Source organism: Jidongwangia harbinensis, assembly GCF_020216025.1.
GTDB classification, from domain to species: Bacteria; Actinomycetota; Actinomycetes; order Mycobacteriales; family Micromonosporaceae; genus Actinoplanes; species Actinoplanes harbinensis.
In genome coordinates this window covers 267,590-284,800 of the sequence record NZ_JAIWNC010000008.1, presented here as the reverse complement: position 1 = coordinate 284,800, position 17,211 = coordinate 267,590, and the positions used below count along the sequence as shown (strand labels likewise).

At 71.9% G+C, this 17,211-nt stretch carries 15 protein-coding genes and 1 tRNA gene; 4 read left to right on the top strand and 12 right to left on the bottom strand.

Annotated features, from left to right (window positions below; genetic code table 11):
- Window positions 1–93: 93 nt before the first annotated feature.
- The 4 genes from LDL48_RS13415 to LDL48_RS13400 form a co-directional block, all read right to left on the bottom strand.
- Complete coding sequence (locus LDL48_RS13415; RefSeq protein WP_225255398.1) at window positions 94–1,074, bottom strand: ribose-phosphate diphosphokinase; 981 nt, start codon at window positions 1,072–1,074, stop codon at window positions 94–96.
- A gap of 98 nt (window positions 1,075–1,172) precedes the next feature.
- Window positions 1,173–2,609: a bifunctional UDP-N-acetylglucosamine diphosphorylase/glucosamine-1-phosphate N-acetyltransferase GlmU gene (glmU, locus tag LDL48_RS13410; protein WP_225255397.1), complete on the bottom strand. Its 1,437-nt coding sequence runs from the start codon at window positions 2,607–2,609 to the stop codon at window positions 1,173–1,175.
- 63 nt (window positions 2,610–2,672) lie between these two features.
- A tRNA-Gln gene (locus tag LDL48_RS13405) sits at window positions 2,673–2,743 on the bottom strand.
- 44 nt (window positions 2,744–2,787) lie between these two features.
- Window positions 2,788–3,660: a resolvase gene (locus LDL48_RS13400; RefSeq protein WP_225255396.1), complete on the bottom strand. Its 873-nt coding sequence runs from the start codon at window positions 3,658–3,660 to the stop codon at window positions 2,788–2,790.
- A gap of 237 nt (window positions 3,661–3,897) precedes the next feature.
- Between LDL48_RS13400 and LDL48_RS13395 the strand changes: the two genes are divergently transcribed.
- On the top strand, window positions 3,898–4,500 hold the full coding sequence (locus LDL48_RS13395; RefSeq protein WP_225255454.1) for a TetR/AcrR family transcriptional regulator: 603 nt from the start codon (window positions 3,898–3,900) through the stop codon (window positions 4,498–4,500).
- 16 nt (window positions 4,501–4,516) lie between these two features.
- Here LDL48_RS13395 and LDL48_RS13390 read toward each other — a convergent pair whose 3' ends face one another.
- The 6 genes from LDL48_RS13390 to LDL48_RS13365 form a co-directional block, all read right to left on the bottom strand.
- Window positions 4,517–4,978, bottom strand: coding sequence for a DUF4383 domain-containing protein (locus LDL48_RS13390; protein ID WP_225255395.1), 462 nt, complete (start codon window positions 4,976–4,978; stop codon window positions 4,517–4,519).
- 92 nt (window positions 4,979–5,070) lie between these two features.
- Complete coding sequence (locus LDL48_RS13385; RefSeq protein ID WP_225255394.1) at window positions 5,071–6,876, bottom strand: ABC-F family ATP-binding cassette domain-containing protein; 1,806 nt, start codon at window positions 6,874–6,876, stop codon at window positions 5,071–5,073.
- 8 nt (window positions 6,877–6,884) lie between these two features.
- On the bottom strand, window positions 6,885–7,829 hold the full coding sequence (locus LDL48_RS13380) for a 4-(cytidine 5'-diphospho)-2-C-methyl-D-erythritol kinase (RefSeq protein WP_225255393.1): 945 nt from the start codon (window positions 7,827–7,829) through the stop codon (window positions 6,885–6,887).
- Window positions 7,826–8,401, bottom strand: a complete 576-nt coding sequence (locus tag LDL48_RS13375; RefSeq protein ID WP_225255392.1) for a Uma2 family endonuclease — start codon at window positions 8,399–8,401, stop codon at window positions 7,826–7,828. The genes LDL48_RS13380 and LDL48_RS13375 overlap by 4 nt, the downstream gene beginning before the upstream one ends.
- Complete coding sequence (gene rsmA, locus LDL48_RS13370) at window positions 8,398–9,285, bottom strand: 16S rRNA (adenine(1518)-N(6)/adenine(1519)-N(6))-dimethyltransferase RsmA (protein WP_225255391.1); 888 nt, start codon at window positions 9,283–9,285, stop codon at window positions 8,398–8,400. The genes LDL48_RS13375 and rsmA overlap by 4 nt, the downstream gene beginning before the upstream one ends.
- 79 nt (window positions 9,286–9,364) lie before the next feature.
- Window positions 9,365–10,243, bottom strand: coding sequence for a TatD family hydrolase (locus LDL48_RS13365; protein ID WP_225255390.1), 879 nt, complete (start codon window positions 10,241–10,243; stop codon window positions 9,365–9,367).
- A 65-nt stretch (window positions 10,244–10,308) separates the two neighbouring features.
- On the opposite strand from LDL48_RS13365, the gene LDL48_RS13360 reads away from it, so the two are divergent.
- Window positions 10,309–11,346 (top strand): hypothetical protein, encoded by a 1,038-nt coding sequence (locus LDL48_RS13360; protein WP_225255389.1) that lies wholly within the window; start codon window positions 10,309–10,311, stop codon window positions 11,344–11,346.
- Here LDL48_RS13360 and metG read toward each other — a convergent pair.
- Window positions 11,343–13,139, bottom strand: a complete 1,797-nt coding sequence (metG, locus tag LDL48_RS13355) for a methionine--tRNA ligase (RefSeq protein WP_225255388.1) — start codon at window positions 13,137–13,139, stop codon at window positions 11,343–11,345. The genes LDL48_RS13360 and metG overlap by 4 nt on opposite strands.
- 120 nt (window positions 13,140–13,259) lie before the next feature.
- Between metG and LDL48_RS13350 the strand changes: the two genes are divergently transcribed.
- Window positions 13,260–14,399, top strand: a complete 1,140-nt coding sequence (locus LDL48_RS13350; RefSeq protein ID WP_225255387.1) for a hypothetical protein — start codon at window positions 13,260–13,262, stop codon at window positions 14,397–14,399.
- Between the two features lie 3 nt (window positions 14,400–14,402).
- On the opposite strand, the gene rsmI is transcribed toward LDL48_RS13350, so the two are convergent.
- Window positions 14,403–15,248, bottom strand: a complete 846-nt coding sequence (gene rsmI / locus LDL48_RS13345; RefSeq protein WP_225255386.1) for a 16S rRNA (cytidine(1402)-2'-O)-methyltransferase — start codon at window positions 15,246–15,248, stop codon at window positions 14,403–14,405.
- Between the two features lie 64 nt (window positions 15,249–15,312).
- Here rsmI and LDL48_RS13340 point away from each other — a divergent pair, with 64 nt between their 5' ends.
- Complete coding sequence (locus LDL48_RS13340) at window positions 15,313–16,905, top strand: dolichyl-phosphate-mannose--protein mannosyltransferase (RefSeq protein WP_225255385.1); 1,593 nt, start codon at window positions 15,313–15,315, stop codon at window positions 16,903–16,905.
- Window positions 16,906–17,211: the final 306 nt, after the last annotated feature.

Genomic DNA, 17,211 nt, shown 5'->3' with positions numbered 1-17,211 from the left:
CCCTCGCCAATTTTTCCTTCTCCGGTGCAACTTGCACGCGAGCCGGCGCCCGGCTGCTCGGCGCACAGGCGGCCGGCCGTCATGCCGGAGCGGTCAGCTCAGTCCGCCGAAGAGGGTGGTCACCGAGCCGTCGTCGAAGACCTCGCGGATCGCCCGCGCCAGCAGCGGCGCGATCGACAGCACGGTGATCTTGTCGAGGTGCTTCTCCGGCGGCAGGGGCAGCGTGTTCGTCACCACCAGCTCGCTGATCCGGCTGTTCTTCAGGCGCTCGGTGGCCGGGTCGGACAGCAGCGCGTGCGTCGCCGACACGATCACGTCCGCGGCGCCGGAGTCGAACAGGATGTCGGCGGCCTTCGCGATCGTGCCACCCGTGTCGATCATGTCGTCGACGATCAGGCAGACCCGGCCCTCGACCTCGCCGACCACCCGGTTCGCCACCACCTGGTTCGGCTTCAGCGGGTCCCGGGTCTTGTGGATGAACGCCAGCGGGCAGCCGCCCAGCCGGTCCGTCCATCGCTCCGCGACCCGCACCCGGCCGGAGTCCGGGGCGACCACCGTCATCGGCCGGCCGGCGAACTTGCGCTGCACGTGCTCGGCCAGGATGTCCATCGCGAACAGGTGGTCCACCGGGCCGTCGAAGAAGCCCTGGATCTGCGCGGTGTGCAGGTCGACCGTGAGGATCCGGTTGGCGCCCGCGGTCTTCAGCAGGTCGGCCACCAGGCGCGCGGAGATCGGTTCCCGGCCGCGGTGCTTCTTGTCCTGCCGGGAGTACGGATAGAACGGCATCACCACGGTGATCCGCTTCGCCGACCCACGCTTCAGGGCATCGATCATGATGAGGGTCTCCATGACCCACGTGTTGATCCCCGCCGTCATCGACTGCACGACGAACGCGTCCGAGCCGCGTACCGAATCCTTGAACCGCACGAAGATCTCGCCGTTGGCGAACTCGTACGAATCCGACCGGGTGGGCTCCACCCCCAGGACCTGACCGATCTCCTCCGCCAGCTCCGGGAAGCCCCGTCCGGAGAAAAGCATCAGACTCTTACGGTTCTCCGCGACGATGCTGCCCATCGGCTCGTCTGCTCCCGTGGGTCGAGGGGATTATTCGCTTGAAGTATCCCCTGCGTCGGCGTTCCCGCCACCGGCTCAGGTGCACGGGGTGGGATGGCTCACCCCGCGTCACCCGTTGCGGCCTGCTCGGCGGCCTCCGCCGACACGGTGCCAGGCCGCTTGCGCGCCGTCCAGCCCTCGATGTTGCGCTGTGGTGCCCGCGTCACCCCGAGGCTGCCCGCGGGTACCGCGGTCTGGATCGCGCTGCCCGCGGCCACGTACGCCCCGGCGCCCACCTCGACCGGCGCGATCAGCACCGTGTCACTGCCCACGAACGCGGCCTCACCCACGGTGGTGTGGTGTTTGTTGACGCCGTCGTAGTTGGCGAAGATGGTGCCCGCACCGATGTTCGCCTTCGCGCCGATGGTGGCGTCCCCGACGTACGTCAGGTGCGGGACCTTCGCCCCGTCGCCCAGCTCGGCGTTCTTCGTTTCGACGAACCCGCCGACCTTGGCCTTGCGGCCCAGGAGCGTCCCCGGTCGCAGATACGAGTACGGCCCGACCTGCGCCTCCGGCCCGACCTGCGCCCCGATCGAGTGCGCCCGCAGCAGCACCGCACCGGCACCGACCGTGGTGTCGACCAGCGTGGTGTCCGGTCCGATCACGGCGCCCGCGGCCACCGTCGTCGTACCCTGCAGCTGCGAATTCTGGTCGATCACCGCATCGGGTGACAGCGTGACCGTCACGTCGATCCAGGTGGTCGCCGGGTCCAGGATCGACACCCCGGACCGCATCCAGGCCGTGTTCACCCGGTCCCGCAGCAGCGCCCGCAGGCGTGCCAGCTCGGCCCGGTCGTTGCAGCCCAGCGTCTCCTCGGCGTCCGCCGCCACGTACACCCCGACCGGCTGCCCCGCGTCGGCGAGCAGGCCGAACACGTCGGTGAGGTACTCCTCGCCCTGGTCGTTGTCGGTGGAGATCCGGCCGAGCGCCTCCCGCAACAGCGCGGCGTCGAACGCGTAGATCCCGGCGTTGATCTCGCGGATCGCCCGCACCTCGGGGGACGCGTCCCGCTCCTCCACGATCCGTTCCAGGTTGCCGTCGGCGTCGCGCACCACCCGGCCCAGCCCGGACGGGTCGGCCACCTCGGCGGCCAGCACGGTGGCGCCCGCCTTGGACTCCTCGTGCGCGGTCAGCAGCGCGGCCACCGTCTCGGGTCGCAGCAGCGGCACGTCACCGTTGAGCACGACCACGGTGCCGTCGGCGTCCGGTGCCGCCTCGAGCGCGATGCGTACCGCATGGCCGGTGCCGTTCTGCTGCTCCTGCAGCACCGGCGTGGCGTCCGGGGCGATCTCGGACAGGTGCCCGCGGACCTGCTCGGCCTTGTGCCCGACGACCACGATGGTGCCCGCCGCCTCCGCCGCGGTGGCCGCGGCCAGCACGTGGCCCAGCAGCGTGCGGCCGAGCAGCGGGTGCAGCACCTTGGGCGTGGCGGACTTCATCCGCTTGCCCTCACCGGCGGCGAGGACGACGACGGTGCGGCTGGGGGCCTGGCTCACGCGGGACTCCATTGGTCGCAGTGGCGGTGCAGAAGCGGCGCAAAGTCAGCCGCGGAGATTACGCTCCCGGAAGAGGATTCGAACCCCTATAGACGGCACCAAAGGCCGCAGTCCTACCATTAGACGATCCGGGACCCTTTTCGGACATTCTTCTTCAGTTGTGTCCGCGGATCACATCTTAGCGTCCCTCGTCGGCCGGCTCACCCAGGGCGATGCCCCGCATGATGCCCTCCACGATCCAGTACAACCTGGCCGACTTTGGTACGTAGACGACCAGGCATCCCCGATAAGAATCCCCGATGTTGCGGCGCACGGTGGACGGCTTGTGCGTCTTGAGGGTGGCCCGCTGGAACTGCCCCGGCGGCACGCCGACGACCTCGGCCCACGAACGGGTCGCGGCCGCCACGTCGGCGGACTCGTGAATGCTCAGCCGGTAACGCAGCGCCGCCCGGTCGACGCCGAGAGCCTCCACAAAGCGCAGGAAGAGCAGGATCAGTGTCTCGTCGCTGTTGATGAACTGAAGGGGGAGGCTCGTCGGCCGCCACGGCTTCTCCTTGGCCCCTTCACACCAGTAGGCGACGGCACCCAGCATCAACAGGTCGCGATGCGACAACTCCCCCACGGACGCTGCCGCCTCCGCCGCGACCGCCCTGCGTTCCTCTTGGCGCGCTTTGCGGTGCGGTTCCCAGCGGGCCTCGCGCATGCGCTCCAGGTGTCTGCGGCGGCGCTCGTCGGCACCCTCATCGGTCCGCCGTAATGGCAGGTGGCGCGTCCAGAGGTAGGCCGTCGACTTGGCGACGCCGAGAATTGCGGCGATGTCCGGCACCGAACAGCCCTCGCCGCGGAGGGCGACCGCCTCGTCGCGAAGGTCGTCCTTGGCGTTGGGTCGCGACGTCCACTCCGGATTGGGCAACCCCCACAGCCATTCCGCCATGGTGTCGCGACTGACGCCGAAGTGACGGCGCAACTCGGCCAATGACATGCGGGTCTCGGAACGGAGACGCCGGGCTTCAATGCGGCGGACATCATCTGCACGTTGGGAGGTAGCCATGTAGGTACATTACAATGGAATGAAGACACGCACCAGTCCGCTGACGGAAGTCCGCGGGAACGGCCACGCCGTCGTACCTGCCCCCTGGATCGGGTCCGCTGCTGGCAGGATGGCCGGGTGACCGAGCCAACCGAGCCTCCCGCCGAAGGCCGCGGCCGGCGCGCACGCACCTCGCGCGCCGCCGCGGCCGCGTCGAGCCGCGTGGCGACCCCGCCGACCACGACCTCCCGGGTCCGCATGTCCGCGGCGCAGCGGCGCGAACAGCTCATCGCCATCGGCCGCCAGCTGTTCGCCGAGCGCGGTTTCGACGGCACCAGCGTGGAGGAGGTGGCGGCCCGCGCCAAGGTGTCCAAGCCGGTGGTGTACGAGCACTTCGGCGGCAAGGAGGGCCTGTACGCGGTGGTGGTGGACCGGGAGGTCCGTGCGCTGCTGGACCGGATCGCGGCGGCGCTGACCGCCGGGCATCCGCGGGAGTTGCTGGAGCAGGCGGCGCTGGCCCTGCTCGACTACATCGACCAGGAGCCGCACGGGTTCCAGGTGCTGGTGCGGGAGTCTCCGGTGCTGTCGCCGGCCGGCAACTTCTCCAGCGTGATGAACGACGTGGCGCACCAGGTCGAGCACATCCTGGCGGCCGAGTTCCGCAGCCGTGACCTGGACCCGAAGTTCGCCGAGCTCTACTCCCAGGCGCTGGTGGGCATGGTGGCGCTGGTCGGGCAGTGGTGGCGGGAGGCGCGCAAGCCGAAGAAGGAGATGGTCGCGGCGCAGCTGGTCAACCTGGCCTGGAACGGGCTGTCCCACCTGGAGGCGAAACCGACGCTGATCACCCGCAAGCTGCGCTGACCGGCAGGCGCTCCGATCAGGCGGTGCGGCCCTCGCGCACCTGGCGCGGTGCGCCTTCCTGCTCCTGCGGGGCCACCTTGCCGTACAGGCCGGCGAGGATCAGCGCCAGGCCGGCGAGGTAGGTGACGACCACGGTGGAGATGCTGAAGTCGAGGAAGTTGGCGTCGGTCCGGATCACCGCGAGGGCGAACGTGCCGATGACGAGCAGGCCCCACCCGAGGTAGGTGTTGGCGGCGACGTCCAGGTTGCGGCCGAGCACCACGGCGGCCAGCACGACCGCACCCAGCACCAGCGAGACGATCGACCAGAACAGGTTGGCGCCCTGGCCGAGGACCCGGTCACCGGCCCGGCCGAAGAGGCCCTCGTCGGCGGTGAGGATGAGGCCCAGCACACCGAACGCGACCAGGTAGAGCCCCACCAGGGCGGCGATGGCCCGGTAGATCGGCCGCAGCGGGTGGTTGACCGGATTGTGCGCCATGGTGTCCGTCTCCAGAGTGGGTCGAGATCCTCGCGGTCGATTCTCGCGTATCCGTCCGGGCGGCGCAGGGGCACCCCCGGATCCGCAGCGGCTCAGGCGTCCGGTACCCGTTCGGCGAGTTCCAGCCAGGCCTCTTCGACCTGTCCGCGCTCCACCTGGACCGCCTTGAGCTGGGCGTCCAGCTCGACGATCTTCTCGTAGTCGCTGCCGTGCTCGGCCAGGCTCTCGTTGATCTTCACGACCCGCTCGTCCAGCTTGGCGAGCTGGCGTTCCAGCCGGGCCAGGTCCTTGCGGGCGGTACGCAGGTCGGCGGCGGACACGCCGGACGGCGCCGCGGCGGCGGGACGGTCACCGGCCGCGGCCGGCGCGGCCGGAGCGGCGCCGGGCTGCGCGACCCGGGACAGGTATTCGTCGATGCCGCCGGGCAGGTGCACCAGCCGGCCGTCGCCGAACATGCCGTACGCCGTCTCGGTGACGCGTTCCACCAGATACCGGTCGTGGCTGGCGACGACCATCGTGCCCGGCCAGGAGTCGAGCAGGTCCTCCAGCGACGCCAGCGTGTCGGTGTCCAGGTCGTTGGTGGGTTCGTCGAGCAGCAGCACGTTGGGTTCGGTGGCCAGCAACCGCAGCATCTGCAGCCGGCGGCGTTCGCCACCGGACAGGTCGCTGACCGGCGTCCAGATCCGCTTGTCGGTGAAGCCGAACACCTCGGCCAGCTGGCCCGCGGACAGTTCCCGGTCGCCGAGCTTGACCCGCTTGGCGACCTCCTCCACCGCTTCCAGCAGCCGCAGATGCCCGGGCAGTTCCTTGAGTTCCTGGGACAGGAACGCGGCACGCACCGTGGCGCCGGTAACGAGCCGGCCGCCGTCCGGCCGGGTGACCCCGGCCAGCAGGCGCAGCAGCGTGGTCTTGCCGGCCCCGTTGGCGCCCAGGATCGCGATCCGGTCGCCCGGTCCCACCTGCCAGGTGAGGTCCTTGAGGATGGGCTTGGTGCCGGCCACCAGTTCGACGTCGGTCAGGTCGTACACCTGCTTGCCGAGCCGGGTGGTGGCCAGCCGTTGCAGGCTGACCGTGTCCCGCACCGGGGGCACGTCGGCGATCAGCGCGTTCGCCGCGTCGATCCGGAACCGCGGCTTGGACGTGCGGGCCGGTGGACCGCGGCGCAGCCAGGCGATCTCCTTGCGGAGCAGGTTCTGCCGGCGGGCCTCGACGGTGGCGGCCACCCGGGCCCGTTCGGCGCGGGCCAGGGTCCAGGCCGCGTAGCCGCCCTCGTACGCCTGCACGCTCTCGTCGACGACCTCCCACGTGGCGGTACAGACCGCGTCGAGGAACCACCGGTCGTGGGTGACCACGACGAGCGCGCCGCGCCGGGTCAGCAGGTGCCGGGCCAGCCAGTCGACGCCGGCCACGTCCAGGTGGTTGGTGGGCTCGTCCAGGATCAGCAGGTCCGATTCGCGCACCAGCAGCGCGGCCAGCGCGACCCGGCGGCGTTCGCCGCCGGACATCGGGCCGACCGGGGTGTCCAGGCCGAGGTGCGGCATGCCGAGGCCGTCGAGGATGGTGCGTACGCCGGCGTCACCGGCCCACTCGTGCTCGGCGCCCATGCCCTCGGCCAGCCACGCGGTGCCCAGCACCACGTCACGCACGGTGAACGACGGATCCAGCGTGAGGGTCTGCGGCAGCGCGGCGACGCGCAGGTCGCGCCGGTGGGTGACCCGGCCGGAGTCCGGCTCCTCGACCTTGGCGAGCATCCGCAGCAGCGTGGACTTGCCCGCGCCGTTGAGGCCGACGATGCCGACCCGCGCGTCGTCGTCCAGTCCGAGGGAGACGTCGGTGAGCAGCTGACCGGCGGCGCCGTAACCCTTGTTGACCCGGTCCAGATTGACGATGTTGGCCACGATGCGTATCAGGTTACCCGCGCGCCCGGCATCGGTCCGCGGGCGGTGCGGGCCTGCCGGCACACCCCGGCGGCGGTCAGCCCGGCGGCCACCGTCTCCGCGTGGTTCGCGTCCCTGGTCAGGAACGCGCAGGTGGGTCCGGAACCGGAGACGATGCCGGCCACGGCGCCGGCCGCATGGCCGGCCTTCAGGACGTCGGCGAGCTGCGGCCGCAACGACAGCGCCGCGGGTTGCAGGTCGTTGCCGAGCGCCGCACCGAGCACCTCCGGCCGGCGCTGGCGGAGCGCGGTCATCAGCGAGTCGGCGGACTCCAGCGGGGCGGGCGGCCAGGAGCCGTCGCGCAGCCGGTCCAGCTCGCGGTACACCTCGGGGGTGGACAGGCCGCCGTCGGCGACCGCCAGCACCCAGTGCCAGGTGGTCGGGCGGGCCAGGATCGGGCTCACCGTCTCGCCGTGGCCGGTGCCCAGTGCGGTGCCGCCGTGCAGCAGGAACGGGACGTCCGAGCCGAGCGTGGCGCCGATCGCGGCCAGTTCGTCGCGCGGCATTCCGGTGCCCCAGAGCGCGTCGCAGGCCAGCAGCGCGGCGGCCGCGTCGGCGCTGCCGCCGGCCAGCCCGCCGGCGAGCGGGATGGATTTGCGCAGGTGCAGCCGGGCGTACGCGGGGACGCGGGCGTGCGCGGCCAGCGCCCGGGCGGCGCGGATCACCAGGTTGCTGTCGTCGAGTGCCAGCTCCCCGGCGCCTTCGCCCTCCATGGTGAGGGTGAGCGTGTCGCCGTGGCTGGCGCGCAGCTCGTCGAAGAGGCTGACCGCGTGGTAGACGGTGTTCAGCTCGTGGAAGCCGTCGGTCCGCAGCGGTCCCACGCCGAGGTGCAGGTTGATTTTCGCGGGTACGCGGACCCGGACCGGGCCACCGGCCCGCCTTCCGCCGTCCTCCGGCCCCCACGCCTCCGTCACGGAGCGATGTCCGCGATCGGCAGCTTGATCTCGAAGGGCGCCGTCAGCACCAGTTCGTCGGCCGAGTCGGCCACCAGTTCATAGCGGCCGTCGACCAGGTCATAGGCAAAAAGGTGTAGTGGGTTCTGTTCGATCCGCCAGAAATGTGGGATGCCGGCAGCCGCATAGAGCGCAGGTTTCTGCAACCGGTCCCGCCGTTTGGTGCCGGGCGACACGATCTCGACCGCAAGCACCACCTGTGACGGCTCGTAGAAGTGGTGCTCGTAGTCGACCGGGCGCCGCAGGAGCAGAGCGTCCGGCTCCAGTGTGTTGCGGTAACCGATGACCACGCCGACGGCGAGCGACGCCTCCATGTCCTCCGGAGCATGTCGGTCCAGCCACGCCACCAGCCGCCAGTTGATCCTCTGGTGGCCGCCGTTGGGCGAGGGAACCACTGACAGAACTCCATCCGTCAACTCGACGCGGGGGGTGTCGTCGGGCAGCTTGAAGACGTCCTCGACCGTGTATGCCCGCAGACGTTGGCGGGTCGGGTCCGGCGTCCAGACGATGTGGCCGGCTGCTTCCGCCGTCATGGGCCCACCTCCTCACGCTTCGCTCCGGTCAGGCCGAGCTTACCGCCGTACCCCTGCCCGGAAGCGGCCGCCGCGATCGCGGTGAACTGCCGCACGGACAGCGACTCCCCCCGGGCCTGCGGGCTGATCCCGGCCGCCACCAGCACCTGTTCCGCGGCGGCGGGCCCGCCGGCCCACCCGGCCAGCGCCGCCCGCAGCGTCTTGCGCCGCTGCGCGAACGCCGCGTCCACCACCGCGAACACCGCGCGCCGGTCGGCCCCCGCGGGCGGGACCCGGCAGGTGAACGCGACCAGCCCGGAATCCACGTTCGGCACCGGCCAGAACACCGCCGGCGGGACCCGGCCGGCGGAGTGCGCGTCGGCGTACCAGGCCAGCTTGACCGACGGGATGCCGTACACCTTCGATCCGGGTCCGGCGACCAGCCGGTCGGCGACCTCCTTCTGCACCATCACCAGCCCGCCGCGCAGCGTGGGCAGCTCGGCCAGCAGGTGCAGCACGACCGGCACCGCCACGTTGTACGGCAGGTTCGCCACCAGCATCGTCGGGGCGGGCGCCAGGTCCGGCGCGGCGATCCGCAGCGCGTCGGCGTGGTGCACCGTCAGGTTGGCGGCGGTCACCGTCTCCGGCAGCGCGGCGGCCAGCACCGGGTCGATCTCCACCGCGTGTACGTGGGCGGCCCCGCCGGTCAGCCCCAGGGTCAGTGACCCCAGCCCGGGTCCCACCTCGAGCACCACGTCGTCGTCGCGCAGCCCGGCGGCGGCGACGATCCGCCGCACGGTGTTGGGGTCGTGCACGAAGTTCTGGCCGAGCTTCTTCGTCGGCGCGACGCCGAGGCGCGCGGCGAGTTCCCGGATCTCCGCCGGGCCGAGAAGTGCGTCCGCCATGCCGTCACCCTACGGCCGGGCGCGCGGCGGGCGGCCGGAGACCCGTCGCGGCGGAACCGGGGCCCGGGGTGCCCGACGGTCAGGCCCAGGGACCCAGGACCCGCTCGCCGTTGGCGGAGATGGCGGCGCACAGGTCGTCCAGGTCCGTGCCGACGGTCGCGGCCAGGGCCCGCACGGTGACCGGGATGAGGTACGACGCGTTCGGCCGCCCCCGGTACGGCGTGGGCGTGAGGAACGGCGCGTCCGTCTCCACCAGCATCAGTTCCGGCGGCGTCACCGCGGCCGCCGCACGCAGCTGGCCGGCGCTGGCGAAGGTGACCGTGCCGGCGAAGCTGAGCAGGTAACCGCGGCGCACGCACTCGGCGGCGAAGTCCGCGTCGCCGGAGAAGCAGTGCAGGATCACGGTGTCCGGCGCACCCTCCGAGTCCAGCACCCGGAGCACGTCGTCGTGGGCGTCCCGGTCGTGGATGATCAGCGCCTTGGCGTACCGCTTGGCGATCGCGATGTGCGCCCGGAAGCTGGCCTCCTGCGCGGCCCGGCCGTCCTCCCCGGTGCGGAACGTGTCCAGTCCGGTCTCGCCGATGCCGCGCACCCGCGGCCGGCCGGCCAGCGCCTCGATCCGCCGCAGCGCCTCGTCCAGGTCGTCGACCCGCGGCGCCTCGTTCGGGTGCAGCGCCACCGCGGCCAGCACGGCCGGATGCCGGTCGGCCAGTTCGGCACCCCACTGCGACGAGTCCACGTCGACGCCGACCTGCACCAGGCGGTCCACGCCGACCTTGGCGGCCGCCGCGATCAGCGCCTCCACCGGGTCACCGGCGGCGCCGTCGCCGGGCACCCCGGCCTCGGCGACCGTGATGTCCAGGTGGGTGTGGCTGTCGAACACCGGCACGGACAGTGGTTCCGGGGCCGGCGGGAACTCTCCTTCGCGCCGCGCCGCGCGTTCTTTTCGGGTACTCATCGCCGACCAGCGTGACACACCGCTCGTTCACCTCGAATCCATTATCGACGCTTAGCTTTCGCCCGGTGACCGTGACCGGTGAGGACACTACTGTCGGCGCCGACCCGCTCGACCCGCCCCTGATGGCGCCGCTGCAGCGCGAACTGACCTGGGACCGGGTGCAGCGGATGAGCCAGTCCGGAGCGCACCGCGACGATCCGCTGCTGCGGCGCATCCGGGCGAGCGCGGCGGTCCGGCGCGGCACCCGGATGACCAAGATCCTGTCCGCCGCCCAGCTGGCCGGCCATCTCGGCGGGTGGCTGCCGTACGGCTTCTGTTACCGCTCCGGCGACATCGCGCACCTGCGTCACCCGGCCGACCTGGCGCTGTTGCGGACCGACGGCTCGGCCGATGCGGACGTGGTGTACGCGCTGCGCTGGCGTGCCGTGGACCCGCTCGACTACGAGATCCCCGGCCACCCCGGTCAGACCGGCCTGACCGGGCTGCCCACCCATCAGCGGATCGGTGCGTTCGTGCTGGGCACGGGCTTCTCGCCGAGCACCGACGAGCTGATCCCGGAGTACGTGACCGCCGGCTTCGCCGACCTGCCGATCCCGGCCAACGCCCAGTTGCTGGCGTACCCGGCGGAGGGCGAGGAGGTGGTGCTGTTCACGTACCAGCCGGAGCAGCACGGGTGGCTGCGGCTGGCCGGGCCACGCTGGCGGCACCTGCTGGCCGGCCTGCCCGGGGTCAGCCCGGACCGCGAGTACGTGCCCTGTACCGATCCCGGGTCGGCCCGGCTGGTCGGCCGGATCAACTCCCACGAGTACGAGGCGGTCGCGGACCCGCCCGAGGACTTCCGGGTACGCGCGCTGACCCGGGCCGCGCGGTATCCGGTGACGTCGCTGAGCCGCCGCGCCGAGCAGGCCCAGTGGCACGGGGTGCCGTGCTGGGTGCTGCAGCGCGACGAACGCTGGGCACGGCTGCGGCTGGTCCGCCCGGACGCCGACGCGCTGGCCGCCACCGGCGCCCGGTGCTACGAGCGCGGCGTGTACGAGGCGTGGGCGCCGCTCACCGAACTCGCCCACCACCACGTCGTCGACATCCCCTACGAACTGGGCTAACCGGCCAGCCGGGCGAGTTCCTCGTCGACCACCGACGGGTCCAGCTTGCGGAACACCGGCTTCGGCGCGGCCAGCGCGGTACCCGCCACCAGCGGCACCGACCGCCAGCTCACGCCGACCGTGTAGTCGCCGGTCAGCACCGGGTACGACGGCCCGCCGTCGAGGTCGTCCACCTCCACGATGGACGGCATCGGCGAGTGCACGCCGGTGCCGCCGAGCAGCTCGTGCACCTTCTGCGCGGAGTGCGGCAGGAACGGCGAGAGCAGCGTGTTGGCGTCGCTGACCACCTGCAGGGCGACGTGCAGGATCGTACCCATCCGGGGTTTGGACGCCTCGTCCTTGAGCTTCCACGGCGCCTGGTCGGAGAGGTACTTGTTGGCCTCGCCGACGATCCGCATGGCCTCGCCGATGGCGGCCTTCTGCCGGTGCTTGCCGATCAGCTCGCCGACCGTGGTGAAGCCCTCCCGGGCCACCGCCAGCAGCGCCTCGTCCTCGGCGGTCAGCTCGCCGGCCGGCGGGATCGCGCCGAAGTTCTTGGCCGCCATCGAGATCGAGCGGTTGACCAGGTTGCCCCAGCCGGCCACCAGCTCGTCGTTGTTGCGCCGGACGAACTCGGCCCAGGTGAAGTCGGTGTCGTTGGACTCCGGCCCGGCCGCGGCGATGAAGTACCGCAGCGCGTCGGCGTCGTAGCGCTCCAGGAAGTCCCGGACGTAGATGACCACCTTGCGGGACGAGGAGAACTTGCGGCCCTCCATCGTCAGGTACTCGCTGGAGACCACCTCGGTGGGCAGGTTCAGCGCGCCCAGATCACCGGGCTCGCCGCCGGAGTCACCGGCGCCGGAGTAGCCGAGCAGCAGTCCCGGCCAGATCACCGAGTGGAAGACGATGTTGTCCTTGCCCATGAAGTAGTAGCCGAGCGCGTCCTTGCCCTGGCCGTCGGCGGACCACCACTTCTTCCAGGCGTCCGGGTCGCCGGAGCGGCGGGCCCATTCGATGGACGCGGACAGGTAGCCGATCACCGCGTCGAACCAGACGTAGATGCGCTTGTCGGCACGGTCGCGCCAGCCGTCCAGCGGGATCGGCACGCCCCACTCCAGGTCCCGGGTGATCGCCCGGGGCTGCAGGTCGTCCAGCAGGTTGCGGGAGAACTTCAGCACGTTCGGCCGCCAGCCCTCGCGGGTGTCCAGCCAGGTCGCCAGCGCACCGGCGAACGCCGGCAGATCGAGGAAGAAGTGCTCGGTCTCCACGAACTCCGGCGTCTCACCGTTGATCTTCGAACGCGGGTTGATCAGCTGCTCCGGGTCGAGCTGGTTGCCGCAGTTGTCGCACTGGTCGCCGCGGGCGCTGTCGTAGCCGCAGATCGGGCAGGTGCCCTCGATGTAGCGGTCGGGCAGCGTCCGGCCGGTGGACGGGGACTTCGCGCCGAGCGTCGTCTTCGCCACGATGTAGCCGTTCCGGTACAGCCCCTCGAACAGCTCCTGCACCACCGCGTAGTGGTTGCGGGTGGTGGTCCGGGTGAACAGGTCGTACGACAGGCCGAGCCCGTGCAGGTCCTCCACGATCACCCGGTTGTACCGGTCGGCGAGTTCCCGCGGGGTGACCCCGTCCGCGTCCGCCTGCACCTGGATCGGGGTGCCGTGCTCGTCGGTGCCGGAGACCATGAGCACGTCGTGACCGGCCATCCGCATGTACCGGCTGAACACGTCGGAGGGCACTCCGAAGCCGGAGACGTGACCGATGTGGCGCGGGCCGTTGGCGTAGGGCCAGGCGACCGCGGCGAGAACGTGACTCATGGTTGTCCAGCGTAGTGATTGCCCGGACCCGCCCGCGAACGGATAGGTATCGTTCCCATTTATCCCGACACGCCCACATAAGGACGTGATTGCGGCGCAGCGGCGTAGTCCAATGAACCGGTGACCGGAGACGCACCGCAGCCGGCGGAGGACCGCACCGCCGGGCCCGGCCCCGACGCCGACCGCGACGTCGACGAGGCACCGGCCGGGTCGGTACCCGCCCGCCGACGCCGGCCCCGCCGCCGGCCAGTGACCGGTCCGCCTCCGCCCGCCCGGGACGCGGTGACCCAGCCGGCCGAGACCACGCCGACCGTCCCGCCCCGCACGGTGCTGCCGTCGGCCGAGCCCGCCGACGACCCCACCGACGAGCCCGCCCCCGCGCTGCCCGTGGCCCCGAAGACCGGGAGCCCCGAGGTCGCTGCCGCTCCCGCGCCGGCCGCGAGCCCCAAGGGGGCGACTCCCCCGGCGCGGGCCGCGACCTCGGAGGCGGCGGTCGCCCCGAACCGGCCCGAGCTGGCGATCCGGGTGGACGGCGTACCCGACGTGATGGTCCTGCCGGAGCCCGACCACAACCGGCCGACCGTGTCGATCGAGCCCGAGCGCCCGCGCCCCGCGCCGGCCCAGGCCACCGACTCCGCGCTGGAGGCCGCCCGCTGGCGGATGGAACACTCGCCGTTCTGGCTCAGCGAAGCGGACCGGGACGCGGCCGAGGCGCAGCCGGACGTCGACCCGGGACGCGGCAGACCGCCCCGCCCGCGGCCGCAGTCGCCGCGCCGGCCCCTGCCCGGGCTCGCCGGTCTCATCGTGTTCGCGCTGGCCGCGGCGTTCTTCTCGTGGGTCAGCGCGGAACCGTTCTGGCTGGCCGTCGGGCACGGCGACGCCGGGACCGCCACGGTCCACCAGTGCATCGGCTCCGGCGTCGGCCAGCGCTGCAGCGGCTCGTTCACCGCCGCGGACGGCGGCTACACGGTCAACAAGGTGGCGCTGCTCGGTGTCGACACCGCGGCGACCCGGGAAGGCGGTACCACGCCGGCCCGGATGGTGGCCGCGGACAGCCGGCAGGCGTACGTCGGCACCGGCCTGCTCGTGCACCTGCGCTGGCTGCTCGGGTTCCTGCTGGTCCTGTTCTGCGGGTACGGCATCGCCGGCACCACCGGCGCCCGCCAGCTGGAGACGTCGAGGGCCCGCCGGCACGCGGTGCTGATCAGCCTCGCCGGACCGGCCCTGCTGCTGGCCGGCTTCCTGGTCGCCGCGTACTGACCGTCAGGGCGCGTGCACCAGCGCGTACACCTCACGTTTGCGCAGCCCGTACTCCTCGGCGACCGCGGTGATCGCATCCCGCCGGGAGACTCCCCCGGCCTCGCGGCGGGCCACCGCCGCACGCAGCTCGTCATCGTCCGGACGGGCCGCCACGATCACCGGCGCCCCGCCCACCACCAGCGTGATCTCGCCACGCGGCGGGTCCGCCGCGGCCCGGTCCGCCAGCTCGGCCAGCGTGCCGCGGCGCACCTCCTCGTACGTCTTGGTCAGCTCCCGGCAGATCGCCGCCGGGCGGTCCGCGCCGAACGCCCCGACCAGGTCGGCGAGGGCGTCACCGATCCGGTGCGGCGCCTCGAACAGCACCAGCGTGCGCGGCTCGGCGGCCAGTTCGCGCAGCCGGGCCCGGCGCGCCGACCCGGACCGGGGCAGGAAGCCCTCGAAGACGAACCGGTCGCTGGGCAGGCCGGACAGCGCCAGCGCGGTGGTCACCGCGCTCGGCCCGGGCACCGCGGTCACCCCGAAACCGGCCTCCAGCGCGGCGCGGACCAGCCGGTAGCCGGGATCGGACACGCTCGGCATGCCGCCGTCGGTGACGACCGCGACCACCGCCCCACCCCGCAGGGCGTCGACCAGATCAGGGGTACGGCGTTCCTCGTTCCCCTCGAAATACGACACCACCCGCCCCGCCACCGTGACGTCCAGGTCCCGGGCCAGCCGGGCCAGCCGCCGGGTGTCCTCGGCCGCGACCACGTCCGCACTGGCCAGCACGTCGCGCAGCCGGGTGGACGCATCGCCGACATTGCCGAGCGGAGCGCCCACGAGCACGACCCGGCCGCTGCCTGTTTCCATGCGAGAAGTCCACCACACCGGGCGCCGGGCCCCGGCAGTCAGCCGCGCAGCCTACGATCGCGGGGTGACTTCGGCGACAGCTGAGACAGACCTGGAGCAACCGTCCGCCACGCCGGACGAGGGGCCGGACCCCGCTCCGCCCTCCGGCGCGGGTGGCGTCCCGACTGCCGTCCGGCGGCGGTTGGCGACGCTCGACAGCGCGCTCAACCCGTACTCGTGGCTGGTCACCGCGTTCGTCGTGACGATCGCGGCAGTGCTGCGGCTGGTCGGCCTGGACCGTCCCAAGGGATACATCTTCGACGAGGTGTACTACCCGACCGACGCCTGGGACATGTTGCAGCACGGCGTGGAGTGGGACGAGAAGACCAACGGCCCCGCGTACGTGGTGCATCCACCGCTCGGTAAGTGGCTGATCGCGCTCGGCGAGAAGGCGTTCGGCAACACCGAACTGGGCTGGCGGGTCCCCACCGCGATCGCCGGCATCCTCATGGTGCTCATCATCACCCGGCTCGCGTACCGGCTGTTCCACTCGATCGTGCTGGCCGGCACCGCCGGGCTGTTGCTCGCGCTGGACGGGTTCCACCTGGTGCTGTCCCGCACGTCACTGCTGGACATCTTCCTCGGCCTGTTCATCCTGGCCGCGTTCGCCGCCATGGTGATCGACCGGGACGCGTACCGGAGACGCTGGCTGCGGGCCCTGGAGAACGGGTACGACCCGAACAGCGGCCGCCGCCTGCCCGGCCAGCCGCCGTGGTGGCTGCTGGTCGCCGGGATCATGTTCGGCCTGGCCTGCGGCGTAAAATGGAGCGCGCTGTTCTTCGCCCCGTTCTTCGCCATCCTGGTGGTGGTGTGGCGGGTCGGCGCACGCCGCTCCGGCGGGACCCGCCGCCCGATCTCCGCCGGGCTGCTCGGCGACCTGGGCTGGCTGCTGCTGAGCTTCGCGCTGACCATCGTGTTCTACCTGGCCACCTGGGCCGGCTGGTTCCTCACCGACACCGGCTACTTCCGGCACTACCGGGAGGCGAACGGGTGGAGCGAGCCGCCCGTCCTCGGCGCGCTGCTCAACCTGATCCACTACCACTCCGAGGCGTACAACTTCCACAGCGGCCTGACCGACCGGCACGTCTACCAGAGCTGGCCGTGGCAGTGGCTGCTGCTCGGCCGTCCGGTGGCGTTCCACTGGAACGGCAACGGCACCTGCGGCGCGCCCAGCTGCGCCGCGGAGATCCTGCTGCTCGGTACGCCGCTGCTGTGGTGGTCGTTCCTGCCCGCGCTCGGCGCCCTGCTCTGGTTCGGCCTGGCCCGCCGCGACTGGCGCGCCTTCGCCATCGGCACCGGCGTGGTGGCCGGCCTGCTGCCCTGGTTCTACTACGCGATCGTGGACGGCCGGACGATGTTCGCGTTCTACGCGCTGCCCGCGCTGCCGTTCCTGGTGCTGGCGGTGGTGTACACGCTGGGCGCCATCATGACCCCCACCGAGGGCACCACCACCGGCTCCAAACGCACCGACCGCCAACTCGTCGGCACGGTGGTGGTCGGCCTGTACGTCCTGATGGTGGCGCTGTGCTTCGCGTACTTCTATCCGATCTTCGTGGGCCAGTCGATCCCGTACGAGTCCTGGCAGTCGCGGATGTGGTTGGGCAGTCGCTGGATATAGCGGCCGCCGGGTCTCGGCGGCTGATCGGGCTTGAGTAGTCGTCGCTGGGGCTGGGTGGATGTGGCTGCTTGGGCTTGAGCTGTAGCCATGGCTTGAGCGTGAGCAGCTGCTGGCGTGGGCGTGAGCTGCGGGCGCGGGCTTGAGCACGAGCATGTGCCGGGGCGTGAGCGCGAGCTCCAGCCGGGCGTGAGCGCGAGCAGCAGCGTGCCTGAGCGCGAGCGGCTGCCAGGGTTGAGCAGCAGATGAGCTTGAGCTGGCTGGCTCTGCGCTTCAGCCGGGGCCTGCGGCCTGTGGTGAGGCCAGTGG

Bases quoted from the DNA above. Each gene is read 5' to 3' on its own strand.
- LDL48_RS13415 (WP_225255398.1), bottom strand. From the start codon at position 1,074: ATGGGCAGCATCGTCGCGGAGAACCGTAAGAGTCTGATGCTTTTCTCC.
- LDL48_RS13400 (WP_225255396.1), bottom strand. From the start codon at position 3,660: ATGGCTACCTCCCAACGTGCAGATGATGTCCGCCGCATTGAAGCCCGG.
- LDL48_RS13395 (WP_225255454.1), top strand. From the start codon at position 3,898: ATGTCCGCGGCGCAGCGGCGCGAACAGCTCATCGCCATCGGCCGCCAG.
- LDL48_RS13390 (WP_225255395.1), bottom strand. From the start codon at position 4,978: ATGGCGCACAATCCGGTCAACCACCCGCTGCGGCCGATCTACCGGGCC.
- LDL48_RS13375 (WP_225255392.1), bottom strand. From the start codon at position 8,401: ATGACGGCGGAAGCAGCCGGCCACATCGTCTGGACGCCGGACCCGACC.
- rsmA (WP_225255391.1), bottom strand. From the start codon at position 9,285: ATGGCGGACGCACTTCTCGGCCCGGCGGAGATCCGGGAACTCGCCGCG.
- LDL48_RS13365 (WP_225255390.1), bottom strand. From the start codon at position 10,243: ATGAGTACCCGAAAAGAACGCGCGGCGCGGCGCGAAGGAGAGTTCCCG.
- metG (WP_225255388.1), bottom strand. From the start codon at position 13,139: ATGAGTCACGTTCTCGCCGCGGTCGCCTGGCCCTACGCCAACGGCCCG.
- rsmI (WP_225255386.1), bottom strand. From the start codon at position 15,248: ATGGAAACAGGCAGCGGCCGGGTCGTGCTCGTGGGCGCTCCGCTCGGC.